Origin of the sequence: Azospirillum sp. TSO5 (genome assembly GCF_003116065.1) — a bacterium.
Taxonomy (GTDB): domain Bacteria; phylum Pseudomonadota; class Alphaproteobacteria; order Azospirillales; family Azospirillaceae; genus Azospirillum.
Window position 1 is genome coordinate 19,819 of sequence record NZ_LGQY01000036.1, and the last position, 23,356, is coordinate 43,174.

The following is a 23,356-nucleotide window of genomic DNA, read 5'->3' on the forward strand; positions in this document are numbered from 1 at the left end:
CCCTCAGCCAGCAATGAAGCGCCCGTTATGGCCGCGACGCAGCGGATGTTCGTCCGGACCGGCGACGGGCAGCAGTCCATTGATGCGCGCGCCCGCCTCGGCCGGCAGGCAGAACAGGTTGATCCCCATGCCAAGCCCGTGGATCTCCGTGCCGTTGTCGACCAGCCCATGGCCGAAGATCGGCTCGGACCGGCCGGCGAAGTTGGCGGGATTGTGGAAGGCGGGCAGATACCAATAGCAGGCATAGCCCAGCTCCCCCAGCAGGCGGATCAGGGCCGCCGACTTGTCCGGCCGGTCATTCTCCACATAGAGGACCGGACGGTCGCGGGCGATCAGGCCGCGCGCGCCCTCCAGAACCTCGGCCTCCATCCCCTCGACATCGATCTTGATCAGACGGATACGGCCCGCTCCGTCAGGAGCCAGACCATCCAACCGATGAACCGGCACCGGCCGGTCGCCGGCCAAGGCGTCAAGCGACAGCGCGCCGTAATTGCCCTCCGCATCCATCGCCACGCCGGCAAGATGCAGCACCCCATCGGCGGCTCCGGCGGCGGCCAGCATGCCGTCCGCCCAGTCCAGCCCGTTCAGCGCCAGATTGCCGCACAGCAGCCGATGGTTGGCGTCGATCGGTTCCAACGCCAGAACCCAGCCGGTGGGGCCGACCAGACGGGCCAGCGCCACCGTGTGGGCGCCGATGTTGGCGCCGACGTCGATCACCCGGTCGCCGGCCCGGACGCACTGGCGGAACAGCGCGACCTCCTGCTCGAAATACTCGCCGTAATAGTCCAGCGACCGGCCGACGACGCTGTCGGTGCGCCGGTACATCATCAGGCCGTGCCTCGCCCTGACCAGTCCGACCGGCCCCGCTCCGCCCAACAGATCCTCCGCCATCGCTCCCCCCTGCATTGCCATGGGGGGAGTGTAGCGGAGCCGGTCCTATACGTCACATCACGCCGATCCCGCTGGGCGCCGTCACGGCATGTTCCTTCAGGATCGCTTCGGAGATCGCCGACACCTCGATCAGTTGGACCTCGTAGCCCCACAGGTTGGCGATGTGGCGCAGCACCGCCTTGGCGTCGCTCTCGTCCAGCAGCACACCGTTGGTGACGCGGTGCTGCAGGATCAGCTTGCGGTCGCCGGCAAGATCGACGTCGACGATCTGGATGTCCGGCTCCAGATAGCCGAGGTCGTACTGGCGGGCCAGCTTCTTGCGGATGTCGCGATAGCCGCGCTCGTTGTGGATGTGATCGACCAGCAGATAGGGGTCCTCCGCGTCGTCGCGCACGCTGAACAGCTTCAGTTTCCGCATCAGATGCGGGCTGAGATATTGCAGGACGAAGCTCTCATCGCGGAAATTGGCCCAGGCCTCGCGCACCGCCGCCATGCCGTCGCCCTGGCCGGCGAGGTCGGGGAACCACTGGCGGTCCTCGTCGGTCGGTTTCTCGGCGATGCGGGCGATGTCCTGCATCATCGCGAAGCCGATCGCGTAGGGGTTCAGGCCGGAGAAGCGCTTGTCGTCGAACTCCGGCTGGAACACCACCGAGGTGTGGGAATGCAGGAACTCCAGGAAGGCGCCTTCGCTGATCTGGCCGGTCTCGTGCAGGCGGCTCATGATCTGGTAATGGACGTAGGTGGCGCAGCCCTCGTTCATCACCTTGGTCTGTTTCTGCGGATAGAAATACTGGGAGATGTGGCGGACGATGCGCAGGATCTCGCGCTGCCAATGCTCCAGCCGCGGCGCCTTCTTCTCCAGGAAATAGAGGATGTTCTCCTCAGGCAGTCCCAGCAGCTTCTTGCGCTCCGACACCGACTTGGCCGGGCGCGGGCCGGCAGCGGTTTTGGGCACCGTGCGCCACAGATCGTTGAAGGTCTGGTCCTGATATTCCTGCCGCTCGCGCTCGCGCCGCTGTTCGGTCCGCAGGTCGGAGCGCTTCTTCGGATACTTGTGCACGCCCTGGCTCATCAGCGCATGGGCGGCGTCCAGCACCCGCTCCACCGCGGCATGGCCGTAGCGTTCCTCGCAATGGGTGATGTAGGTCTTGGCGAATTCCAGATAGTCCAGGATGCCCTGGGCGTCGGTCCATTGCTGGAACAGCTGGTTGTTCTTGAAGAAGTGATTGTGACCGAAGGCGGCGTGGGCGATCACCAGCGTCTGCATCGTCATGGTGTTCTCTTCCATGATGTAGCTGATGCAGGGGCTAGAGTTGATGACGATCTCGTAGGCCAAGCCGCGATAGCCCTTGCGGTACATCATCTCGTCGCGGGCGAAATGCTTGCCGAAGGACCAGTGCTTGTACATCAGCGGCATGCCGATGGACGAATAGGCGTCGAGCATCTGCTCGGCGGTGATGACCTCGATCTGGTTGGGATAGACGTCGAGGCCCATTTCCTTCAGCGCGATGTGCTCGACGGCGTCGTAGACGCGCTTGATCTTGTCGTAATCCCACTCGACGCCGTCATACAGCAGCGCGTCGGGTCTGGTGATCACAGCGGTCATTCTCGATCTCCCCCTACCGCCCCCCCGGCTATGGGATGGGGGCGGTGATTTCCCTTTATCCCCTTACGCTCCCGCCTTCTCGCGGGCGAACAGCTCGCGGAAGACCGGGAAGATCTCCCGGCGGGAGCGGACGCGGCGCATCGCCAGCGGGCGTTCCGGGCTCTGCACCTGCTTGTAGGTGCGCCACAGCTCCGTCTCGCGGCCCAGCGCCGACAGGCCCATGTTGTGCTCCGCCGCCACCTCGATGTAGGCGAAATACTGGCACATCGGCAGGATGACATCGCGCAGCAGGGTCGCCGACTTGGCGTTGTCCGACGACATGTTGTCGCCGTCCGACGCCTGGGCGGCGTAGATGTTCCATTCATTGTGCGGATAGCGCTCCTGCACGACCTTCTGCATCTCCTCCAGCGCGGTCGACACCACGGTGCCGCCGGTCTCGGTGGAGTAGAAGAAGGTTTCCTCGTCGACCTCCTTGGCCTCGTGGGTGTGGCGGATGAAGACGATGTCGACCGACCGGTACCGCCGCCGCAGGAACAGGTACAGCAGCATGAAGAAGCGCTTGGCCAGATCCTTCATGTGTTCGGTCATCGAACCGGACACGTCCATCAGGCAGAACATCACCGCCTGGGCGATCGGCTTCGGCACCGATTCGAACCGGTTGTAGCGGACGTCGATCGGGTCGATGAAGGGAATGCGCTTGGAGCGCAGGACGATGTGTTCCAGCTGTTCGCGCAGCGCCTGGATCTGGTCGGCATCCTCACCGGCCTCCTCGGCCTCGCGCAGCAACTCCTCCAGCTCGCGGATTTCATCGCGCTTGGGGCGTTTCAGCGCGATGCGGCGCGACAGGCTGTTCCGCATGGTGCGGACAAGGTTCAGGTTGGCGGGCGATCCCGACACCGAATAGCCGGCCCGGGTCAGCGTGTGCGATTCCGACTGCTTGACCTTCTGCTTCACCAGATCGGGAAGCTCCAGATCCTCCAGGAAGATGTCGAGGAACTCGTCGCGCGACAGGACGAAGCGGAACTCGTCCTCGCCCTCCCCGTCGGCGCTGCCCTCGCTGCCGCGGCCGCCACCGCCGCCGTCCGGGCGCTGGATGGTGTCGCCTTCCACATATTCCTTGTTGCCGGGCACGACATAGTCGCGCACACCGCCCTGGCTGGCGCGGTGGAAGGACGGTTCGCGCACGCCGCCGGCGGCGATCGTCACCTTCTCGCCGTTCTCGATATCCTGGATGCCCCGCTTGCCGGAGGCGTCGCGGACCGCCTTGACCACCTGTTCCTTGGCACGGCGCAGGAAGCGCTGGCGGTTGGCCAGGCTCTTGCCTTGCGGGTTCAGGCGACGGTCGATGATGTTCATCAAGGGGCTGGCCCTCCCACCCGTTTCGTCACGCGGCCTTCGAACTCTGACAGCATTCTATGACAGTGGGGTCGCCGCGGGGCGTTGCAACACCCCGCCCCGCGGCAATTATGCACCCAGCAGTCTACTGAACTCAGCCCGCCTGCTTGACCCGCATGTACCACTCGACCAGCCGGCGGACCTGCCGCTCGGTGTAGCCGCGGGTCATCATGCGCGAGACGAACTCGGTATGCTTCTTCTCGGTCTCGCCGTCCTTCTTCGAGCCGAAGCTGATGACCGGCAGCAAATCCTCGACCTGGCTGAACATCCGCTTCTCGATCACCTCGCGGATCTTCTCGTAGGAGGTCCAGGACGGGTTGCGTCCGGCATTCGCCGCCCGGGCGCGCAGGGCGAACTTCACCACCTCGTTGCGGAAGTCCTTCGGGTTGGCGATGCCCGCCGGCTTCTCGATCTTGGTCAGCTCCTGGTTCAGCAGCTCGCGGTTCATCAGCTGGCCGGTGTCGGGATCCTTGAAGTCCTGATCCTCGATCCAGGCGTCGGCATAGTCCACGTAGCGGTCGAACAGGTTCTGTCCATAATCGGAGTAGGATTCCAGATAGGCCTTCTGGATCTCGTTGCCGATGAACTCGGCATAGCGCGGGGCGAGTTCGGCCTTGATGAACTCGACGTACTTCTTCTCCGTCTCCTCCGGGAACTGTTCGCGCCGGATTGCCTGTTCCAGCACATACATCAGATGCACCGGATCGGCCGAAATCTCCGTCGAGTCGTAGTTGAAGGTCGAGGCCAGGACCTTGAAGGCGAAGCGGGTGGAGATGCCGCCCATGCCCTCGTCGACGCCGGCCTGATCCTTGTACTCCTGCATCGACTTGGCTTTGGGATCGGTTTCCTTGACGCTTTCGCCGTCATAGACCCGCATCTTGCTGTAGAAGCTGCTGTTCGGATGCTCGCGCAGGCGCGACAGCACCGAGAAGCGGGCCAGCATCTCCAGCGTCGCCGGGGCGCAGGGTGCGGTCGCCAGATCGGAGCTGCGGACCAGCTTCTCGTAGATCTTCTGCTCCTCCGCCACCCGCAGGCAGTAGGGGACCTTGATGACGCAGATGCGGTCGATGAAGGCTTCGTTGTTCTTGTTGTTCTTGAAGGTCTGCCACTCCGCCTCGTTGGAGTGGGCCAGGATCACGCCCTGGAAGGGGATGGCGCCGATGTTCTCCGACCCGACATAGTTGCCCTCCTGCGTCGCGGTCAGCAGGGGGTGCAGCATCTTGATCGGAGCCTTGAACATCTCGACGAATTCCAGCATGCCCTGGGTCGCCCGGTTCAGGCCGCCGGAGAAGCTGTAGGCGTCGGGATCGTTCTGGCTGTAGATCTCCAGCTTGCGGATGTCGACCTTGCCGACCAGCGACGAGATGTCCTGGTTGTTCTCGTCGCCCGGTTCGGTCTTGGTCACGCCGATCTGGCGCAGCTTGCTGGGATGCAGCTTCACCACCTTGAAGCGGTTGATGTCGCCGCCGAATTCGTCGAGGCGCTTGACCGCCCACGGGCTCATCAGTCCGGTCAGGCGGCGCTTCGGGATGCCGAAGCGCTCCTCAAGCTCGTCGCCGATCTCGTCCGGGTTGAACAGGCCGAGCGGGCTTTCGAAGGTCGGGCTGATCTCCTTGCCGGCCTTCAGGACGTAGATCGGGCATTTCTCCACCAGCGATTTCAGCCGCTCCGCCAGCGACGACTTGCCGCCGCCGACCGGGCCCAGCAGGTAGAGGATCTGCTTGCGCTCCTCCAGGCCCTGTGCGGCGTGCCGGAAGAATCCGACGATCCGCTCGATCGTCTCTTCCATGCCGTAGAACTCGGAGAAGGCGGGATAGACCTTGATGGTCCGGTTCATGAAGATGCGGCCCAACCGCGGGTCGCGGGCCGTGTCGACCACCTCCGGTTCGCCGATGGCGGCCAGGATGCGTTCGGAGGCCGAGGCGTAGGACATGGGGTCGTCGCGGCACAGCTGGAGATAGTCCATCAGGGACATCTCGGTCTCGCGGCGGGTCTCGTAATTCTGCGTGTAGCGCGTGAACAGTTCGTCGGCCGGGAACATTCGTCGCTCCGTCTTATCTGGTCCGATGCGCCGGGGCGCCGCCGGTGGCTGCGGCGGCAGGCCGCGGCGCATGCCGCGATCCATGGGGCACTCCAGGGAAGACGCGGACCTCAAGGGGTCCACAGCCTCCCCGCTCAGCGGTAGAAGCCAGCGGTCTGGTGTAAGGAACGGTCCTGTGAAGGCCGGGAGCCGTCCGTCCTGCGACGCGGCAACCCCCGAACGAGTCATTTTTGAATGTAATGCTCCACCTAGAGCTTTCCAGGCACTCAGGCTCCATAGCCGGAAAGCCCGCTGTGGAGCCGGCCTCAGCCATAGGACCTAGGTCCCACGGCCAGTGTGGGTGCGGCGAGCGCACCTGCTCAACCAGCGCGCGTGTTTGCCGCGCGTGCGGCGGAAGGTTCGGCGATTGGAGTGTGACGGCTTGGCAGAGAGACGGCGTGTATCCGGCGGCAGTCGTCGTTGCCCGTCCGGTCGGGGAGAGTTGCCCAGTGCTGGTCGATCCATTGCGGTTCGATCGGGCCCTCTTGATCACGCCATCGGCCTCCTCAAGCAAGCGCGCCGCCTCGACCAAGCACGGCGCAGGGATTTACCGTCGATGCTGGACTCCAAACCTTAACAAAATCTCGCAAGCGACATTGCGGCTGGCCGTATCGTATGGCCGGTGCTCCGTAACACCTCGCCCCAATACCTCGCCCAATACCTCTTTGAGATCATGTTGCGTCCCAATCATCCCCATCAACAAGGCGGAAATTGGGTGAGGATGGGGCACCCATGCGGCGCGGTGGGGGATTACCGCTCGATTACCGAATTGTTTCAACGGCTTGGCAAGCTTGCCACGGGGTGGGAAATTTTAAGGAGGGGTCCGCACCCTGCCGGCCGCCGCCGTCGGGAGCGACAATCACAGGCGGTAAACGCGACGTTCGGGCAAGGCCCGCTCAGGCCGGAAGGCTGGTCCCCAGCCCCATGGCCAGCACCCCGCGCAGGCTGGCGGGGGTGACCGGCTTGGCCAGCACCGCGTCGGCGCCGCCGTCACGCGCCTGGGCCTCACGGTCGCTGTCGACACGGCCGCTCATCAGCACCACCGGCAGGGCATGCCGGTAAGGCTCGCCGCCGGCGCGCAACGCGCGGACGAAGCCGAAGCCGTCCATCGGCTGCATTTCCACGTCGCACAGCACCAGATCGGGAGAATGGGCGGCAACGGCGGCAAGGCCCGACTCGCCGTCGGCGGCCTGATGGACCGCCTTGACGCCCAGCGTGCCCAGCATCTTCGCCAACACCATGCGGGTGAAGGACTCGTCCTCGACAACCAGGACCGACAAGGCGCCGAACGGCGTCTCCGTCCCGCCTGCCCCAGTGTCTTCAGCCGACCGGTCAGCCACCACGCCCGCCCTTTCGCTTGAGCCACCCCTCGGCGGACTGGCGCCGGGGATCATTTCGTGTCTGAACCTGTGTACGATGGCAACCAGGGCCGCGCAAGATGTCCAAAATATGAGGGTGCGGAGTGCCCTGGATGAGCGGTTGCGCCGGTCCTCCGGCCCCGCTTAGATGGGACGCATGAGCTTCCTCGATCACATCCGCGCGTGCAACGCGCACGACCTGTCCGGCTTCCGCCCCTTCGAGCTGGACGGCCACACCGTGGGCTGGGTGCGCCATGCCCTGGCCGACGCGCTGCCCGGCGTCGATCCCGGCTTCGTCGTCACCGCCGACCGGCTGACCATCGCGCCCGAGATCCGGGACTTCGAAGCGCGCTCCACCCTGCTCGACCATGCCGCCGCCTATCTGGTGGAGCAGGGCACGGTCAAGGCGCTGCGCGGGGAATATTACCCCATCCTGCCACGCTGGGGGGCGGAGCCGTTGGCCCGGCTGGACCGCGCCGCGGTCGGCGCCTTCGGCATCGAGGCCTATGGCCTGCACATCAACGGCTTCGTCCGCGATGAGGCCGGCGGTAATGGGGCCGGCGGCCTGCTGCTGTGGGTCGGCCGCCGCGCCCGCGACCGCGAGGTGGCGCCGGGCCAGTTCGACAACCTGATCGCCGGCGGCCAGCCGATCGGCCTGACGCTGGCCGAAAATCTGGAGAAGGAGGCGGCGGAGGAGGCCGGGCTCGACGCCGAGACCGCGCGGCGCGCCGTGCCGGTCGGCGCCATCAGCTACACCATGGAGACGCCCGCCGGGCTGAAGCGCGACCGCCTGTTCGTCTACGACCTGGAGCTTCCGCCCGGCGTCACCCCGGTCAACACCGACGGCGAGGTGGAGGCCTTCGAACTCTGGCCGCTGGACAAGGTGGCCGACTCGGTGCGGGGCTCCGGCGACTGGAAGTTCAACGTCAACCTCGTGGTGATCGACTTCCTGGTCCGCCACGGCTGGCTGACCCCGGAGAACGACCCCGACTATCTGGAGATCGCCTGCAGCCTGCGCCGGTAGGCCCGACTCCGGTCAAACAAAAGGCCCCGCCCTCTTGCGAGAGCGGGGCCTTTTTTCTTTCCGGCCGCGGGCGCGCCCGGTGCCTTTACCAGAGCCTTGCTTACCCTGGGCGTTCCTTGCCCTGGGCCTTACTGCGGCAGCGGCTGCGGGCTGTCGGCCAGCGAGCGCAGGTAGGCGATGACGGCGGCGCGGTCGTCGTCCTTCTTCAGACCGGCGAAGGTCATCTTGGTGCCCGGGGCATAAGCCTTCGGGTCGTAGAGGAACTTGTTCAGCTCGTCATAGGTCCAGGTGCCGCCGGTCTTGACCAGGGCATCGGAATAGCTGAAGCCCTGCATGTGGCCCTTCGGACCGCCGAGGACGCCGTACAGGTTCGGGCCGACCTTGGCCGAACCGCCCTTGTCGAAGCTGTGGCAGGCGGCGCAGGCCTTGGCGACCTTCTGGCCGGCTTCCGGGCTGGCGGCGGCGAGCAGCGGCGCGATCGGCGCCGGACCGGTGGGAGCGGCACCCTTGTCGGCGGGCGCGCTTGCCCCCTCGGGCGTCGCGATGACATAGACGCTCTTCTCGAGCGGCTTCGAATGAACCAGCACCTTGGACGCGAATCCGGCCAGCATCGCGATCAGCCCGGCCAGCAGCACGGCGCCGAAAACCTTGTTCCACTCCATGCTCATTGAGAGCCCCTTTTTTCCCTATTTCAGTACACTCGGCGTTTCTCCCGCCCGCGGCTGAACGCGCCGCGGCTACCATAGCCCGCGGTCCGAAGCTTGTCATAGCCCAGCGGACCGCGAAAAAAGGTCGCATACAAATTTGTCGCAGTCACCAACCACTTAATTTCCTTGCGCATTACGCTGCACTGCAAAACCTCATCCATTCGGGTCATACCGGCACTTGACGCCGCACCGGCGTCCATGTTTCACCCGCGCCAATGCCGTCTGGCCCGCTCTGGCGGACCTGATCCCCTTTCCACCGGAGCTTTTGCGCCATGCCGACCGCCTCCAGCCCCACCCGTCCCGTCAACCCGATCGTGGTGATCCCGGCGCGCATGGCCTCCACCCGGCTGCCCGGCAAGCCGCTGGCGGACATCCTGGGCGCGCCGATGATCGTCCATGTGCTGCGCCGCGCCATGGAGGCCGCCATCGGCCCGGTGGTGGTCGCCTGCGCCGAGCCGGAGATCGCCCGCGCCGTCGAGGCCGCCGGCGGCACCGCCGTGCTGACGCGCCCCGACCATCCCTCGGGCTCTGACCGCATCTTCGAGGCGCTGCAGCTGATCGATCCGGAGGGGCGGCACGACGCGGTGGTCAATGTGCAGGGCGACCTGCCGACCATCGAGCCGGAAAGCGTCCGCGCCGCCTTCGCTCCGCTGGCCGACCCGGAGGTCGACATCGCCACGCTGGTCGTCGAGATCACGCGGGAGGAGGAGATCAGCGACCCCAACGTGGTCAAGGCGGTGCTGGAGCTGCCCCCCGGCGCCCGCCAGGGCCGTGCGCTTTATTTCACCCGCGCCACCGCGCCGACTGGCGACGGTCCGCTCTATCACCACATCGGCCTCTACGCCTACCGCCGGGCGGCACTGGAGCGTTTCGTGTCGCTGCCGCCCTCGGTGCTGGAGCAGCGCGAGCGGCTGGAGCAACTGCGCGCCCTGTCCAATGGCATGCGCATCGACGCGGCGGTCGTTGACGCGGTTCCGCTGGGTGTCGATACTCCCGCCGACCTGGAGCGCGCCTGCGCCCTGCTGTCCGCCCGCAAAGGCGGCTGAATCCCTATTGACCCGCCTTCAAGATCCGCCGGGGGAACTTCGTCCATGCCCAACTCCAACATCATCGCCTTCCAGGGCTTCCCCGGCGCCTATTCCGATCTGGCCTGCCGCAACGCGCGGCCGACCATGACGACGATGCCCTGCGCCACCTTCGAGGACGCCTTCTCGGCGGTGCGCGAGGGCCGCGCCTCGCTGGCGATGATTCCGGTGGAGAACTCCATCGCCGGCCGCGTCGCAGACAACCATTACCTGCTGCCCGAAGGCGGCCTGCACATCATCGGCGAGCATTTCCAGCGGGTGAACCACCAGCTGCTGGCACCGAAAGGCGCCACGCTGGACAGCATCCAGACCGTGCGCAGCCACATCCAGGCGCTGTCCCAGTGCCAGACCGCCATCCGCGAGCTGGGCCTGCAGGCGATCAACCATGCCGACACGGCGGGGGCGGCGAAAGAGATCGCGGCGATGAACGACCCGCGCCATGCCGCCATCGCCTCCTCGCTGGCGGCGGAGATCTACGGCCTCGACATCCTGAAGAGCGGGATCGAGGACGCCACCCACAACACCACCCGCTTCCTGATCCTGGCGCGCGAGCCGAAGCTGCCGGCGCTGGGCTCCTGCAAGACGATCACCACCTTCGTCTTCCGCGTCCGCAGCGTGCCGGCCGCTCTGTACAAGGCGCTGGGCGGCTTCGCCACCAACGGCGTCAACATGACCAAGCTGGAAAGCTACATGGTCGGCGGCCACTTCACCCAGACGCAGTTCTACGCCGACGTGGAGGGCCATCCGGACGAACGCCTGCTGCGCCTCGCCCTGGAGGAACTGGATTTCTTCGCCCGCGAGGTGAAGATCCTCGGCGTCTATCCGGCCAACCCCTTCCGCTATCAGGAGAGCCAGCGCGTCGGCGAGGACTGAGTCTCTCCCGCAACGCCGCAAGTCTTTTCGCAGTTGCCGCAAGTCGCGCGTCATTCCGCCGCAGTGACGCGACTTAGCCATGGCCACGTTCGGCAGGTGCTGGGCATGATTAGCGGAAGTTGTTATACAATAAAGACCGGCAAAGGACCGGACTCATAAGCCTACGAATACAACAAGACACCACGGCGGCTGACGGGTGAAACCCCGCCGACGGCCATGGCGCCACGGATGGAGGTTGCCATGCTCACGATGGACGATTGCCTGGGGTTGGCGAATCTGGAGGCGGAGGAGGTGGCGCAGATCGCTGCCCACGAACATCTCCCCTTCATGACCGCCCTGGAAAAGGGTGCCTCGCTTCTGGTTGAACCCTGGGGCGACGCCGCCGTCCGCCAGATGGTGTGGGACAACCTGTGCAGCACCCACCGCCGCCATCCGACCGAAGCGGCCTCGCTGATGACGCTCTACAACGACACCTGCACCCGCCACCCCAACCCCTTCGACCGCCGCCATTCCCCGGTGCGCGCGGTGGGGCCGCAACGGCGGCATTGAGGGGGCTCTGGCTTCCACCCATGCGCTGCATGACCGGCCTGACGCGCTGTGTTACGCTTTGCGGACCCCGCAATTCTTGCTGTACGTCAGGCCGACCATGCGCATGATCCGAGGCATGTCCAAACCGCGTCCGGAGCGTCAGGTTCCGCCAGCCAAGCTGGCCACGGACATACCGGACGCCGGGCTTTACGACGAAGACTTCGTGGCCTGGATCGAACGCCAGGCAGCGCTGCTTCGTTCGGGCACTCTTACTGCGCTGGATCGCGCCAACCTAGCCGAAGAGCTGGAGGATATGGGAAAGGCCAAGCGGCAGGAACTGCGCAGCCGGCTTGAAGCGCTGCTCACTCATCTCCTCAAATACCAGTTCCAGCCGGATATGCGCACGGGCAGTTGGCTCGGAACCATTGGCGAGCAGCGCCATCGCATCGAAGACGTGGTGGAGGAAAGTCCGAGCCTGCGTCCGCTGCTCGCCGAATTGCTGGAGGATGCCAAGATCTACAAGAGGGCCGTCCAGAAGGCGGCGCTGGAGACCGGCCTCCCCGCCAGCACCTTCCCGCCAACCAATCCCTACGGCGGGCAGGCGCTGGACGGCCGCTTCTGGCCCGGCCCCGGTCCGCATCCGGATCTCGACTGACTGCTGTTTCAGCCGCTTCTCATCGGATCCTGCCACGCGCCTCTCTCAGCCGTCATTCCCGCGCAGGCGGGAATCCAGCTGTTTCAGCCGCTTAGCTGCGGAGCTTCCTGGATCCCCGCCTGCGCGGGGATGACGGCCAAGGAAAGAGGCTACTCCCTCACCCCTCCGCCATCCATTCCCGGATCAGGCGGTGGGCGATCGAGTCGGGCCGGGCGAGGCGGAAGGTCTCGTCCGGGGTGTGGGTGCGCAGGAAATCGCGGTCGAACCAGCGGGCGCTTTCCAACTCGTCATTGCCGGTGTCGATGTCGAAGCTGGTGGCCCGCGCCATGAAGCCCAGCATCAGCGAGGACGGGAAGGGCCAGGGCTGCGACGACCGGTATTGGATGTCGGTCACCGTCAGCCCGACCTCCTCGAACACCTCGCGGGCGACGGTGTCCTCCAGGCTTTCGCCCGGCTCCAGGAAGCCGGCCAGCACCGAATGCATGCCCGGCGGGAAACGGCTCTGGCGGCCCAGCACGATCCGGTCGCCGCCGTCATGGACCAGCATGATGACGGCCGGGTCGGTGCGCGGGAAATGGTGGGTGGCGCAGTCGGGGTTGGTGCAGAGGCGCACATGTCCGCCCTCCGCCGACGCGGCCGGGGAGCCGCAGACCCCGCAGAAGCGGTGGCGGGCGTTCCACCACACCATGCCGCGGGCATAGGCGCACAGCGCCGCCTCCCCTTCCGGCATCAGCGGCCCGGTGGCGCGCAGATCCTCGAACCGGCCGTGGCCCCGCAAGGCCGGCAGCCCGTCCGGCTCCTCCACCATCGACAGGTCGACGGTGAAGAGCGGGGTGCCATCCTCCATCAGCCCGAGGAAGATCGGCACCGCATCCAGCCCTTCCGCCGGCAGCAGGACGGCGCGCGGCGCATCCTGGGGTCCGGCGACGAAGCTCTTGGTCTGCCAGACCGGCAGGACACGGGACGCGGGAGCGAGCCAGGCCTCCGTCAGCCACTCCTCGTCCTTGCGGCGGAGGGAGGCGCGGTCGACCGGCGCGGCGGCGTAGATGTTGGGTCGGTTCATCATGGCCGGTCGAGGCTGCCACAAGCCGTGCCGGGCGAAAAGCCCTCCCGGTGGCCTAGCTGTCCTGCGGCGGTACGAACCGCCCTCAACACGAAGCCTGAAGCCTGGACAGGGCGCTTTCGGGTTTCCGGGGCGGGCGGGCACCGGTAGGATGCGGCAACCAGTCTGACAGAATTCCCAGTTTGACAGAATTGAAGGAGCGACCATGACCGAACCCTGCCCCGCCCCGATGGTGGCGCTCGCCCAGCGGTTGGCCGACTCCAGCGGCAGCGTCGTCCGCCGCTATTTCCGCACCCCCGTCACCATCGACGACAAGGCCGACGCCTCGCCGGTCACCATCGCCGACCGCGAGGCGGAGCATGTCATCCGCACCATCATCGAAAGCCAGCGCCCCGACGACGGCATCTATGGCGAGGAACACGGCACCAAGAACCTGGACGCCGAATGGGTGTGGGTGATCGACCCCATCGACGGCACCAAGTCCTTCATCACCGGCCGGCCGATCTTCGGCACGCTGATCGCCCTGCTGCACCATGGCCGCCCGGTTCTGGGCATCATCGACCAGCCCATCGTCGGCGACCGCTGGATCGGCGTGGAGGGCCGGCCGACCACCCACAACGGCCAGCCGGTGCGCGTCCGCCCCTGCCCCGGCGGGCTGCCTGCCGCGATGTTCGGCACCACCTCCCCCGACCTGTTCCCCGGCAGCGATTACGAGGCCTACCGCCGCGTCGCCGCCAAGGTGAAGACGGCGGCCTATGGCGGCGATTGCTACACCTACGGCCTGCTGGCGTCCGGCTATTACGACCTCGTCGTCGAGTCGGGGTTGAAGCTGTACGACTTCGCGGCGCTGGTGCCGGTGGTGACCGGGGCCGGCGGGCTGATGACGGATTGGGAGGGCAAGCCGCTCGACGCCAACTCCAGCGGCCGGGTGATCGCCGCCGGCGACCCGCAGACCCACCAGGATGCCATGAAGGCGCTGGCCGGCTGAGGACACCGAGATGACCGCCCCGACTATGACAGCCATTGAGCCGCCCGCCCGTTCCGTCTTCGAAACGTCCCCTGAAAAGCTGCGGCCCTTTCTGGAAGGCTTGGCCGCGCGGGTATCGGGCGGGTCGAACTGGATGGTGCGCAAGAAGACCGTCTGCGACCTGCTGCTGGGGCTGGACGCCTTCTTCGCCCTGCCGGCGGCCGAGCGCAGCGCGCTGATGGCCGATGATGCCTCTTCCGGTACCCCCGCCGACGCGGAAGGCGGGCCGGAGGATTTCCGCAAGGTCCTGCCGCTCTATGTCGGCGCCATCCTGGAAGGGCTGAAGGAAACGGCCATTGCGTCCCCGGAACAGGCGGCCATCTACCTGTTGTCCATCCATCCGGAGCATCAGGCGGCGGCGGAAGCTTGGATGATGGCCGACCCGCGCAACGGGAAGTCGGTGCGCCGGCTGATGCGGGACGACCGCCGCTATCGCCAGTTGATGGACCGCATGGCCGACCACTGGCGACGCTCGCAAAGCCGCTGAACCTGAACCGGAATTGCGCTTGACCGGGGCGCAGGCGTGGCAATCTAACCAAGACGTCCGCTCCCCCAAACAGGACCGCCGATGCGCCGCCTTCTCGCCGTTGCCGCCACGATCCTGACCCTCGCCGCGCCGGTCGTCCTCACTCCGGCCCAGGCCGCGACCAGGACCGTCACCGCGCTGAAGCAGTTCGGGGAGCCGCAGTTCAAGCCCGGCTTCACCCATTTCCCCCACGTCAATCCCGACGCGCCCAAGGGTGGGTCGATCGGGCTGGCCGAATCGCAGCCGGGCACCTACGACAGCCTGAACACGCTGATCCTGCGCGGGGTGCGGCCGCGCACGCTGGGGCTGATCTCCGACACGCTGATGGTCGGGTCGGGCTGGGAGCTGGACGCCGCCTATGCCCATCTGGCGGAAAGCGTCGAGGTGCCGGACGACTATGGCTGGGCGATCTTCACGCTGCGCCAGGGCGCCCATTGGCACGACGGCACGCCGATCACCAGCGCCGACGCGGTCTTCACCTGGGATGCGATCCAGGCCCACGGCGCGCCCTTCATCAAGTCCTTCCTCGACCACATCGCCAAGGTGGAGGCGCTGGACGACCGCCGCTTCAAGATCACCCTGACCGGCACGGGGGAGATCAAGCCGATCATCGACTTCGCCGTTACCTTCGCGCCGCAGCCCAAGCATTGGTGGACCGCCAACGGCCGCGACATCTCCAAGACGACGCTGGAGCCGGTGCTGGGCAGCGGTCCCTACCGGATCAAGACCGTCGACCCCGGCCGCTCCATCACCTATGAGCGGGTTGCCGACTGGTGGGCGAAGGATCTGCCGACCGCCCGCGGCTTCTACAATTTCGACACGGTGAAGGACGACTTCTACCGCGACGACGACGTGATGTTCGAGGCGTTCAAGGCCGGCGCCTACGACTTCCGCGGCGAATACCGGGCGCAGCGCTGGACCACCGGCTACGACTTCCCCGCCGTCAAGGACGGCCGGGTGAAGACGCTTGAAGTCCCGAGCGAATTGCCGCTCGGCGCCCAGGGCTTCCGCCTGAACACCCGGCGCGCCAAGTTCGCCGATCCGCAGGTACGCGAGGCGCTGACCCTGCTGTTCGACTTCGACTGGATCCAGAAGAACATCCTGTACGGCCAGTACAAGCGCACGCTCAGCAATTTCCCCAACTCCGACTTCGGGGCCAAGGGACCGCCCGGCCCGGCGGAACTGGCGCTGCTTGACCCCTACAAGGCGCAGCTGTCGGAGCGGGTGCTGACCCAGCCCTTCACCCTTCCGACCAGCGACGGCAGCGGCAACAACCGCGCCCAGGTGCGCGAGGCGACCCGCCTGTTCAAGGCGGCCGGCTGGGAGGTCCGCAACGGCAAGCTGACCAACGTGAAGACCGGCGAGGTTATGGCGATCGAGTTCCTCGACGGCACCGGGGCGCTGACCCGCGTCATCCAGCCCTATGTCGAGACGCTGCGCCGCGTCGGCATCGACGCCAGCCTGCGTTTGGTCGACACCGCCCAGTATCAGGCGCGGCTGGACGAGTTCGATTTCGACGCGATCATCGTCAATCTAAGCTTCTTCACCCCGCCGGGCACCGAGCTGCGCGGCTATTTCGGCTCCGCCGCCGCCGACACCAAGGGCTCGGCCAATTATTCCGGCATCCACGACCCGGTGGCCGACGCGCTGATCGAAAAGACGCTGGCCGCCAAGGATCTGGACAGCGTCCAGGCGGCGACCCGCGCGCTCGACCGCGTTCTGCTGTGGGGCTTCTACATGGTGCCGCAATGGTACAACCCGGAAAGCTGGATCGCCCACAAGGCATGGCTGGCCCATCCCGCGGTCTGGCCGAAATACGACCAGGACTATCGCAGCACCAATTTCCCGGCGACCTGGTGGGTCGACGCGGCCAGTAAGGCGGCACAGCCTTGATGACGCCCCATTGCCGGGCTAACTCCATCCATCTGAACGGTTTTTGAGAAAACAAGCGAGGGAGGGGATCGGGTATGATGGGTCGGATGCGGTGGCTGGGCACCGGCGTGATGGCCGCGATGACGGGGGCTCTGCTGCTTGCGGCACCCGTCGCGGCACAGGACAAGGGCAGCCACGCCATCGCTCTGCATGGCAAGCCGAAATACGGGCCGGACTTCCAGCATCTCGACTACGTCAATCCCGACGCGCCGAAGGGCGGCGAGGTCAAGCTGATGGCCTTCGGCGGCTTCGACAACCTCAACCCCTTCATCCTGCGCGGACAGGCCGCCGCCGGCTCCGGGCTGGTGTTCCAGACCCTGACCACCAGCAACGGCGACGAGGCGATCACCGAATACGGCCTGCTCGCCGAAAGCATCGAGGTCGCACCGGACCACACCTGGGTCGCCTTCACCCTGCGACCGGAGGCCCGCTTCCAGGACGGCAAGCCGGTCACCGTGGACGACGTGATCTGGAGCTTCGACACGCTCCGCGAAAAGGGCCATCCGCTCTACCGCACCTACTACGCCGACGTAACGAAGGCGGAGAAGACCGGCGAACGTACGGTCAAATTCTCGTTCCGGGATGGCAACAATCCGGAGCTGCCGGTCATCATGGGCCAGTTGCCGGTGCTGCCCAAACACGCCTTCGCCAATCGCGATTTCGCCACCACGACGCTGGAGCCGCTGGTCGGCAGCGGTCCCTACAAGGTGGTGGACGTGCAGGCCGGCCGCTCCATCACCTATGAGCGGGTGAAGGACTGGTGGGCGAAGGATCTGCCGATCAACCGTGGCCGCTACAATTTCGACCGCATCCGCTACGACTATTACCGCGATCTCGACGTGGCATTCGAGGCGTTCAAGGCCGGCGCCTATGATTTCCGGCTGGAGAACTCGTCGAAGAACTGGACCACCGGCTACAATGTCCCGGCGGTGCAGAACGGCCAGATCGTCAAGGAGGAGATCAAGCACCAGGACCCGCAGGGTATGCAGGCCTTCGTGTTCAACATCCGCCGGCCGATCTTCGAGGATCGGCGGGTGCGCGAGGCGCTGAATTACCTGTTCGACTATGAATGGACGCGGGCCAACCTGTCCTACGGCCTCTATCAGCGCACCAAAAGCTATTTCGCCAACACCGAACTGGCATCCACCGGCCTGCCCTCCCCCGCCGAGTTGAAGCTGCTGGAGCCCTTCCGCGGCCAGATCCCGGAGGAGGTGTTCACCAAGCCCTACGAGCCGCCGAAGACCGATGCCAGCGGCAACATCCGCGGCAACCTGCGCACCGCGCTCGGCCTGCTGAAGGAAGCCGGCTGGGAGCTGAAGAACGGCAAGCTGGTCAACGCCCAGGGCCAGCCCTTCCGTTTCGAGATCCTGCTGGTCCAGGCCGACATGGAACGCATCGTCCAGCCCTTCGTCCGCAATCTGGAGCGCGCCGGCATCGAGGCGCAAATCCGCGTGGTCGACAGCGCGCAGTACCAGAACCGCACCGATAATTTCGATTACGATATGATCATCGAGCGGTTCGCGCAGTCGTTGTCGCCCGGCAACGAACAGCGTGACTACTGGGAATCCTCGCGCGCCGACCAGCCGGGCAGCCGCAACGCCATCGGCATCAAGAACCCGGTGGTCGACAAGCTGGTGGAGACGCTGATCGCCGCCCCCGACCGCGAGTCTCTGATCGCCGCCACCCGGGCGCTGGACCGCGTGCTGCTGTGGAACTGGTACGTCATCCCGCACTGGCACGACACGGTGTACCGTGTCGCCTACTGGAACCGTTTCTCCCATCCGGCGGTTGCCCCCAAATACGGCCTCGGCTTCCAGGACACGTGGTGGGTCGATCCGGAAAAGAACGCCAAGCTGGCCAACAGCCCGCGCCGCACGGAACCCTGAGCCGCCTGACACGTACACTGCTCTGGTCTAAGCTGTCGTTTCCTTGAGGATTGGGGAGGGTCGGGACACCCGCGATGCTGGCATACATCATCCGCCGCCTGTTGCTGATCATCCCCACCCTGTTCGGGATCATGGTGATCAATTTCCTGATCGTGCAGATCGCCCCCGGCGGCCCGATCGAGCAGATGATCGCCCGTGTCCAGGGCACGGCGGTCGAGGCGACCTCGCGCATCGGCGGTTCGGCCGGCGGCGACGCCAACACCGCCCAGCGCCAGAACCAGACCGGCGGCGACAGCGGCAGCAAGTACCGCGGCGCCCAGGGCCTGGATCCCGCCTTCATCAAGCAGCTGGAGAAGGAGTTCGGCTTCGACAAGCCGCTGCACGAACGCTTCATCCACATGATGTCGAACTATATCCGCTTCGATTTCGGCACCAGCTACTTCCGCGACCGCCGCGTCGTCGATCTGGTGATCGAGAAGATGCCGGTGTCGATCTCGCTCGGCATCTGGACGACGCTGATCGTCTATCTGGTCTCCATCCCGCTCGGCATCGCCAAGGCGGTGCGCGACGGACAGCCCTTCGATGTCTGGACCTCCGGCGTCGTCATCGTCGGCTATGCGATTCCCAGCTTCCTGTTCGCCGTGCTGCTGATCGTGCTGTTCGCCGGCGGGCGTTATCTCGACTGGTTCCCCTTGCGCGGGCTGGTGTCGGACAATTGGGGCGACCTGCCCTGGTACAAGCAGATACTCGACTATTTCTGGCACATGGCGCTGCCGGTGCTGTCGATGGTGATCGGCGGCTTCGCCGGCCTGACCATGCTGACCAAGAACTCCTTCATGGAGGAGATCGGCAAGCAGTACGTCATCACCGCCCGCGCCAAGGGCCTGACGGAAAACCGCGTGCTGTACGGCCATGTCTTCCGCAATGCCATGCTGATCGTCATCGCCGGCTTCCCCGGCGCCTTCATCGGCATCCTGTTCACCGGCGCCATGCTGATCGAGGTGATCTTCTCGCTCGACGGGCTGGGGTTGCTGGGCTTCGAGGCCGCGATCAACCGCGACTATCCGGTGATGTTCGGCACGCTGTACTTCTTCACGCTGCTGGGGCTGATCATGAATCTGGTCGGCGACATCACCTATGTGATGGTCGATCCCCGCATCGACTTCGAATCGCGGAGGGTGTGATGACTCCGCTGACCCGGCGCCGGCTGGCCAATTTCAAGGCGAACCGCCGCGGCTTCTGGTCCTTCTGGATCTTCCTGGTTCTGTTCCTCGTCTCGCTGGGGGCGGAGTTCATCGCCAATGACAAGCCGCTGCTGATCGAATACGAGAATCACTACTACTGGCCCGTCTTCAACGCCTACCCCGAGACCACCTTCGGCGGCGAGTTCGAGACGGAGACCGATTACCGCGACCCCTATGTCCGCGACCTGATCAATTCCAAGGGCTGGATGGTCTGGCCGCTGATCCCCTACAGCTACCGCACCATCAACTACAACCTGCCGGTCCCCGCCCCGGCGCCGCCGTCCGCCGACAACTGGCTGGGCACCGACGACCAGGGGCGCGATGTGGTGGCGCGACTGATCTACGGCTTCCGCATCTCGGTGCTGTTCGGTCTGGTGCTGACCGCCTTCTCCTCGGTCATCGGCGTCGCGGCCGGCGCGGTCCAGGGCTATTTCGGCGGCCTGACCGACCTGCTGTTCCAGCGCTTCATCGAGATCTGGCAGGGGCTGCCCACCCTGTTCCTGCTGATCATCCTGGCCAGCGTGGTGACGCCGACCTTCTGGTGGCTGCTGGGCCTTCTGCTGCTGTTCTCCTGGACCGCGCTTGTCCATGTGGTGCGGGCGGAGTTCCTGCGGGCGCGCAACCTGGATTACGTGCGCGCCGCCAAGGCGCTGGGGGCGGGCGACGTCACCATCATGGTGCGCCATGTGCTGCCCAACGCGATGGTGGCGACGCTGACCTTCATGCCCTTCATCCTGAACGGCTCCATCACCACCCTGACCGCGCTGGACTTCCTGGGATTCGGCCTGCCGCCCGGCTCGCCGTCGCTGGGCGAGCTGCTGGCCCAGGGCAAGGCCAACCTCCAGGCGCCCTGGCTGGGCCTGACCGCCTTCTTCGTGCTGGCGATCATGCTGAGCCTGCTGATCTTCATCGGCGAGGCGGTGCGCGACGCCTTCGACCCGCGCAAGACCATCGCCCAGATGTCCACCGCGATGCCGGGCGAGGCCAGCGCGGCGACGGCTGCGCGCAAGGAGGCGGCGGAGTGATGATGACGACTGTGAAGAGCCCGACATGACCATCATGCCCCCCAACCCCGACCTGCTGTCCGTGCGGGGCCTGCGTGTCGATTTCCGGTCGGGCGCCGGCGCGACGCAGGCCGTGAAGGGCGTGTCCTTCGACATCCAGAAGGGCGAGACGCTGGCGCTCGTCGGCGAATCGGGCTCCGGCAAGTCGGTCACGGCTCTGTCGATCCTGCAGCTGCTGCCCTATCCGATGGCGCACCACCCCGCCGGCTCGATCCGCTTCCGCGACACCGAACTGCTGGGCGCCGACGAGCGCACCCTGCGGCAGGTGCGCGGCAACCGCATCGCCATGATCTTTCAGGAGCCGATGACCTCGCTGAACCCGCTGCACAGCATCGAGCGGCAGATCAACGAGACCCTGTTCCTGCACAAGCGCCTGTCGACCAGCGCCGCCCGCGCCCGCACGCTGGAGCTGCTGCGCCTCGTCGGCCTGCCCGACCCGGAAAAGCGGCTGAACGCCTACCCGCACGAGCTGTCGGGCGGCCAGCGCCAGCGCGTGATGATCGCCATGGCGCTGGCCAACGAGCCCGACCTGCTGATCGCCGACGAGCCGACCACGGCGCTGGACGTCACCATCCAGGCGCAGATCCTGGCGCTGCTGAAGGATCTCCAGAGCCGCTTCGGCATGGCGCTGCTGCTGATCACCCACGACCTGGGCGTGGTGCGCAAGATGGCGGACCGCGTTTGCGTGATGAACCAGGGCGAGATCGTCGAGCAGGCCAAGGTCGACGACCTGTTCATCCGCCCGCGCCACCCCTACACGCAGAGGCTGCTGTCGGCCGAGCCGCGCGGCAACCCGCTGAACCCGCCCGACGACGCGGCGGAGGTGATGGCCGCCGACCGGCTGAAAGTCTATTTCCCGATCAAGAAGGGGCTGCTGCGCCGCACCGTCGGCCATATCAAGGCAGTGGACGGCGTCGACGTCGCGGTCCGCCGGGGCCATACCGTCGGCGTCGTCGGCGAATCGGGATCGGGCAAGACGACGCTGGGCCTCGCCCTGCTGCGCCTGCACGCCAGCGAGGGCGCGATCCGCTTCGACGGCACCGACATCCAGGGCTGGCAGCCGAAGCGCCTGCGCGGCCTGCGCCGCGAGATGCAGATCGTCTTCCAGGACCCCTATGGCAGCCTGTCCCCCCGCCTGTCGGTTGGCCAGATCATCGGCGAGGGGCTGGGCATCCACGGCATCGGCGACAGCAAGGAGCGCGAGGCAATGGTCGCCCGCGCGCTGGAGGAGGTCGGCTTGCCGCCGGAGGCGCGCAACCGCTACCCGCACGAGTTCTCCGGCGGCCAGCGCCAGCGCATCGCCATCGCCCGCGCCCTGGTGCTGAAGCCGAAATTCGTCGTGCTGGACGAGCCGACCTCGGCGTTGGACATGTCGGTGCAGGCGCAGATCGTCGACCTGCTGCGCGACATCCAGGCCCGCCACAACCTTGCCTACCTGTTCATCAGCCACGACCTGCGGGTGGTGCGGGCGCTGTCCAGCCACGTCATGGTGATGAAAGACGGCAAGGTGGTCGAGCAGGGCCCGACCCAGCGCATCTTCGAAGACCCGCGCGAGGAGTACACCCGCGCCCTGCTCGCCGCCGCGCTGAACCTGGAAGCTGTGGAGTCGCTGGCGGTAAGGACGTGAGTGGGCTTTATCCCGAACCGCTCCGCGGGTAGGGTACCGCTCCCCTCGCACAGACCGACGCCGCCATCATGATCGCCGCCATGACCGACACCGCCCTGCAAGACGCCGCCCGCCTCGCCGAAGCTGTCCGGTCGGGGGACCGGCGGGCGCTGGCGCGGGCGATCACGCTGATCGAATCGACGCGCGCCGACCATCGCGCCACCGCCGACGCGCTGCTGGCGGCGCTGCTGCCCTATACCGGCAACTCGGTGCGACTCGGCATCTCCGGCGTGCCGGGAGTGGGCAAGTCGACCTTCATCGAGGCGTTCGGGCTTCATGTCATCGGGCTGGGACACAAGGTCGCGGTGCTGGCGGTCGATCCGTCGTCGCAGCGCACCGGCGGGTCGATCCTGGGCGACAAGACCCGCATGGTGGATCTGTCGCGCGAGGCCAACGCCTTCATCCGCCCCTCCCCGGCCGGGACGACGCTGGGCGGCGTGGCGCGGCGCACCCGGGAGGCGATGCTGATCTGCGAGGCCGCCGGCTTCGATGTCATCGTGGTGGAGACGGTCGGCGTCGGCCAGTCGGAGACCGCGGTCGCCGACATGGTCGACCTGTTCATGCTGCTGCTGCTGCCGGCCGGCGGCGACGAGCTGCAGGGCATCAAGAAGGGCATCGTCGAGCTGGCCGACCTCGTGGTCGTCAACAAAGCCGACGGTGACCTCGCCGCCACCGCCCGCCACACCGTCGCCGACTATCGCCACGCGCTGGCCCTGCTGCGCCATGGCGACTGGCGGGGGGCGGGG

Annotated in this window: 20 protein-coding genes; 13 read left to right on the forward strand and 7 right to left on the reverse strand. The window is 66.4% G+C overall.

The window, feature by feature from the left end:
- Positions 1-3: 3 nt before the first annotated feature.
- From TSO5_RS11210 to TSO5_RS11230, 5 genes are all read right to left on the reverse strand, one after another.
- Positions 4-891 (reverse strand): FkbM family methyltransferase, encoded by an 888-nt coding sequence (locus TSO5_RS11210; protein ID WP_247870700.1) that lies wholly within the window; start codon positions 889-891, stop codon positions 4-6.
- Positions 892-943: 52 nt separating this feature from the next.
- Positions 944-2,497: a SpoVR family protein gene (locus TSO5_RS11215; RefSeq protein WP_109151664.1), complete on the reverse strand. Its 1,554-nt coding sequence runs from the start codon at positions 2,495-2,497 to the stop codon at positions 944-946.
- Positions 2,498-2,560: 63 nt separating this feature from the next.
- Complete coding sequence (locus TSO5_RS11220) at positions 2,561-3,853, reverse strand: YeaH/YhbH family protein (RefSeq protein WP_109151665.1); 1,293 nt, start codon at positions 3,851-3,853, stop codon at positions 2,561-2,563.
- Between the two features lie 133 nt (positions 3,854-3,986).
- Positions 3,987-5,933, reverse strand: a complete 1,947-nt coding sequence (locus TSO5_RS11225) for a PrkA family serine protein kinase (RefSeq protein WP_109151666.1) — start codon at positions 5,931-5,933, stop codon at positions 3,987-3,989.
- Between the two features lie 935 nt (positions 5,934-6,868).
- Positions 6,869-7,312, reverse strand: a complete 444-nt coding sequence (locus TSO5_RS11230) for a response regulator (RefSeq protein WP_247870701.1) — start codon at positions 7,310-7,312, stop codon at positions 6,869-6,871.
- A gap of 175 nt (positions 7,313-7,487) precedes the next feature.
- Here TSO5_RS11230 and TSO5_RS11235 point away from each other — a divergent pair, with 175 nt between their 5' ends.
- Positions 7,488-8,354, forward strand: a complete 867-nt coding sequence (locus tag TSO5_RS11235) for a DUF4743 domain-containing protein (RefSeq protein ID WP_109151680.1) — start codon at positions 7,488-7,490, stop codon at positions 8,352-8,354.
- Between the two features lie 128 nt (positions 8,355-8,482).
- Here the strand turns inward: TSO5_RS11235 and TSO5_RS11240 are convergent, their stop codons facing one another.
- The gene (locus TSO5_RS11240) at positions 8,483-9,022 is read right to left on the reverse strand and encodes a cytochrome c family protein (RefSeq protein ID WP_109151668.1); all 540 of its coding nucleotides are present in this window, start codon (positions 9,020-9,022) and stop codon (positions 8,483-8,485) included.
- A gap of 311 nt (positions 9,023-9,333) precedes the next feature.
- On the opposite strand from TSO5_RS11240, the gene TSO5_RS11245 reads away from it, so the two are divergent.
- The 4 genes from TSO5_RS11245 to TSO5_RS11260 all read left to right on the forward strand — a co-directional run bounded on the left by TSO5_RS11245 (position 9,334) and on the right by TSO5_RS11260 (position 12,202).
- Entirely contained in the window at positions 9,334-10,107 is a 774-nt protein-coding gene (locus TSO5_RS11245) for a 3-deoxy-manno-octulosonate cytidylyltransferase (protein ID WP_109151669.1), read from the forward strand.
- A 45-nt stretch (positions 10,108-10,152) separates the two neighbouring features.
- The gene (locus TSO5_RS11250; RefSeq protein WP_109151670.1) at positions 10,153-11,019 is read left to right on the forward strand and encodes a prephenate dehydratase; all 867 of its coding nucleotides are present in this window, start codon (positions 10,153-10,155) and stop codon (positions 11,017-11,019) included.
- Between the two features lie 240 nt (positions 11,020-11,259).
- Positions 11,260-11,568 carry a hypothetical protein gene (locus TSO5_RS11255; protein ID WP_109151671.1) on the forward strand — a complete coding sequence of 103 codons (309 nt, stop codon included), beginning with the start codon at positions 11,260-11,262 and terminating at the stop codon, positions 11,566-11,568.
- Positions 11,569-11,644: 76 nt separating this feature from the next.
- Positions 11,645-12,202: a DUF29 domain-containing protein gene (locus TSO5_RS11260; RefSeq protein WP_247870702.1), complete on the forward strand. Its 558-nt coding sequence runs from the start codon at positions 11,645-11,647 to the stop codon at positions 12,200-12,202.
- A 157-nt stretch (positions 12,203-12,359) separates the two neighbouring features.
- Here the strand turns inward: TSO5_RS11260 and nudC are convergent, their stop codons facing one another.
- Positions 12,360-13,268, reverse strand: coding sequence for an NAD(+) diphosphatase (gene nudC / locus TSO5_RS11265; protein WP_109151672.1), 909 nt, complete (start codon positions 13,266-13,268; stop codon positions 12,360-12,362).
- A 202-nt stretch (positions 13,269-13,470) separates the two neighbouring features.
- Between nudC and hisN the strand changes: the two genes are divergently transcribed.
- From hisN to meaB, 8 genes are all read left to right on the forward strand, one after another.
- Positions 13,471-14,253: a histidinol-phosphatase gene (hisN, locus tag TSO5_RS11270; RefSeq protein WP_109151673.1), complete on the forward strand. Its 783-nt coding sequence runs from the start codon at positions 13,471-13,473 to the stop codon at positions 14,251-14,253.
- Positions 14,254-14,263: 10 nt separating this feature from the next.
- Entirely contained in the window at positions 14,264-14,779 is a 516-nt protein-coding gene (locus TSO5_RS11275) for a hypothetical protein (protein WP_247870703.1), read from the forward strand.
- Between the two features lie 81 nt (positions 14,780-14,860).
- Positions 14,861-16,711, forward strand: a complete 1,851-nt coding sequence (locus TSO5_RS11280; protein ID WP_109151674.1) for an extracellular solute-binding protein — start codon at positions 14,861-14,863, stop codon at positions 16,709-16,711.
- A 74-nt stretch (positions 16,712-16,785) separates the two neighbouring features.
- Complete coding sequence (locus TSO5_RS11285; protein ID WP_109151675.1) at positions 16,786-18,636, forward strand: extracellular solute-binding protein; 1,851 nt, start codon at positions 16,786-16,788, stop codon at positions 18,634-18,636.
- A gap of 74 nt (positions 18,637-18,710) precedes the next feature.
- Positions 18,711-19,820 carry a microcin C ABC transporter permease YejB gene (locus TSO5_RS11290; protein WP_109151676.1) on the forward strand — a complete coding sequence of 370 codons (1,110 nt, stop codon included), beginning with the start codon at positions 18,711-18,713 and terminating at the stop codon, positions 19,818-19,820.
- Positions 19,820-20,905, forward strand: coding sequence for an ABC transporter permease (locus TSO5_RS11295; RefSeq protein ID WP_109151677.1), 1,086 nt, complete (start codon positions 19,820-19,822; stop codon positions 20,903-20,905). The genes TSO5_RS11290 and TSO5_RS11295 overlap by 1 nt, the downstream gene beginning before the upstream one ends.
- Positions 20,906-20,930: 25 nt before the next feature.
- A complete protein-coding gene (locus TSO5_RS11300) occupies positions 20,931-22,571 on the forward strand; it encodes an ABC transporter ATP-binding protein (RefSeq protein ID WP_109151678.1) in 1,641 nt (546 codons plus the stop codon).
- A gap of 80 nt (positions 22,572-22,651) precedes the next feature.
- A partial coding sequence (gene meaB / locus TSO5_RS11305; RefSeq protein ID WP_109151683.1) for a methylmalonyl Co-A mutase-associated GTPase MeaB occupies positions 22,652-23,356 on the forward strand: 705 nt, incomplete at its 3' end.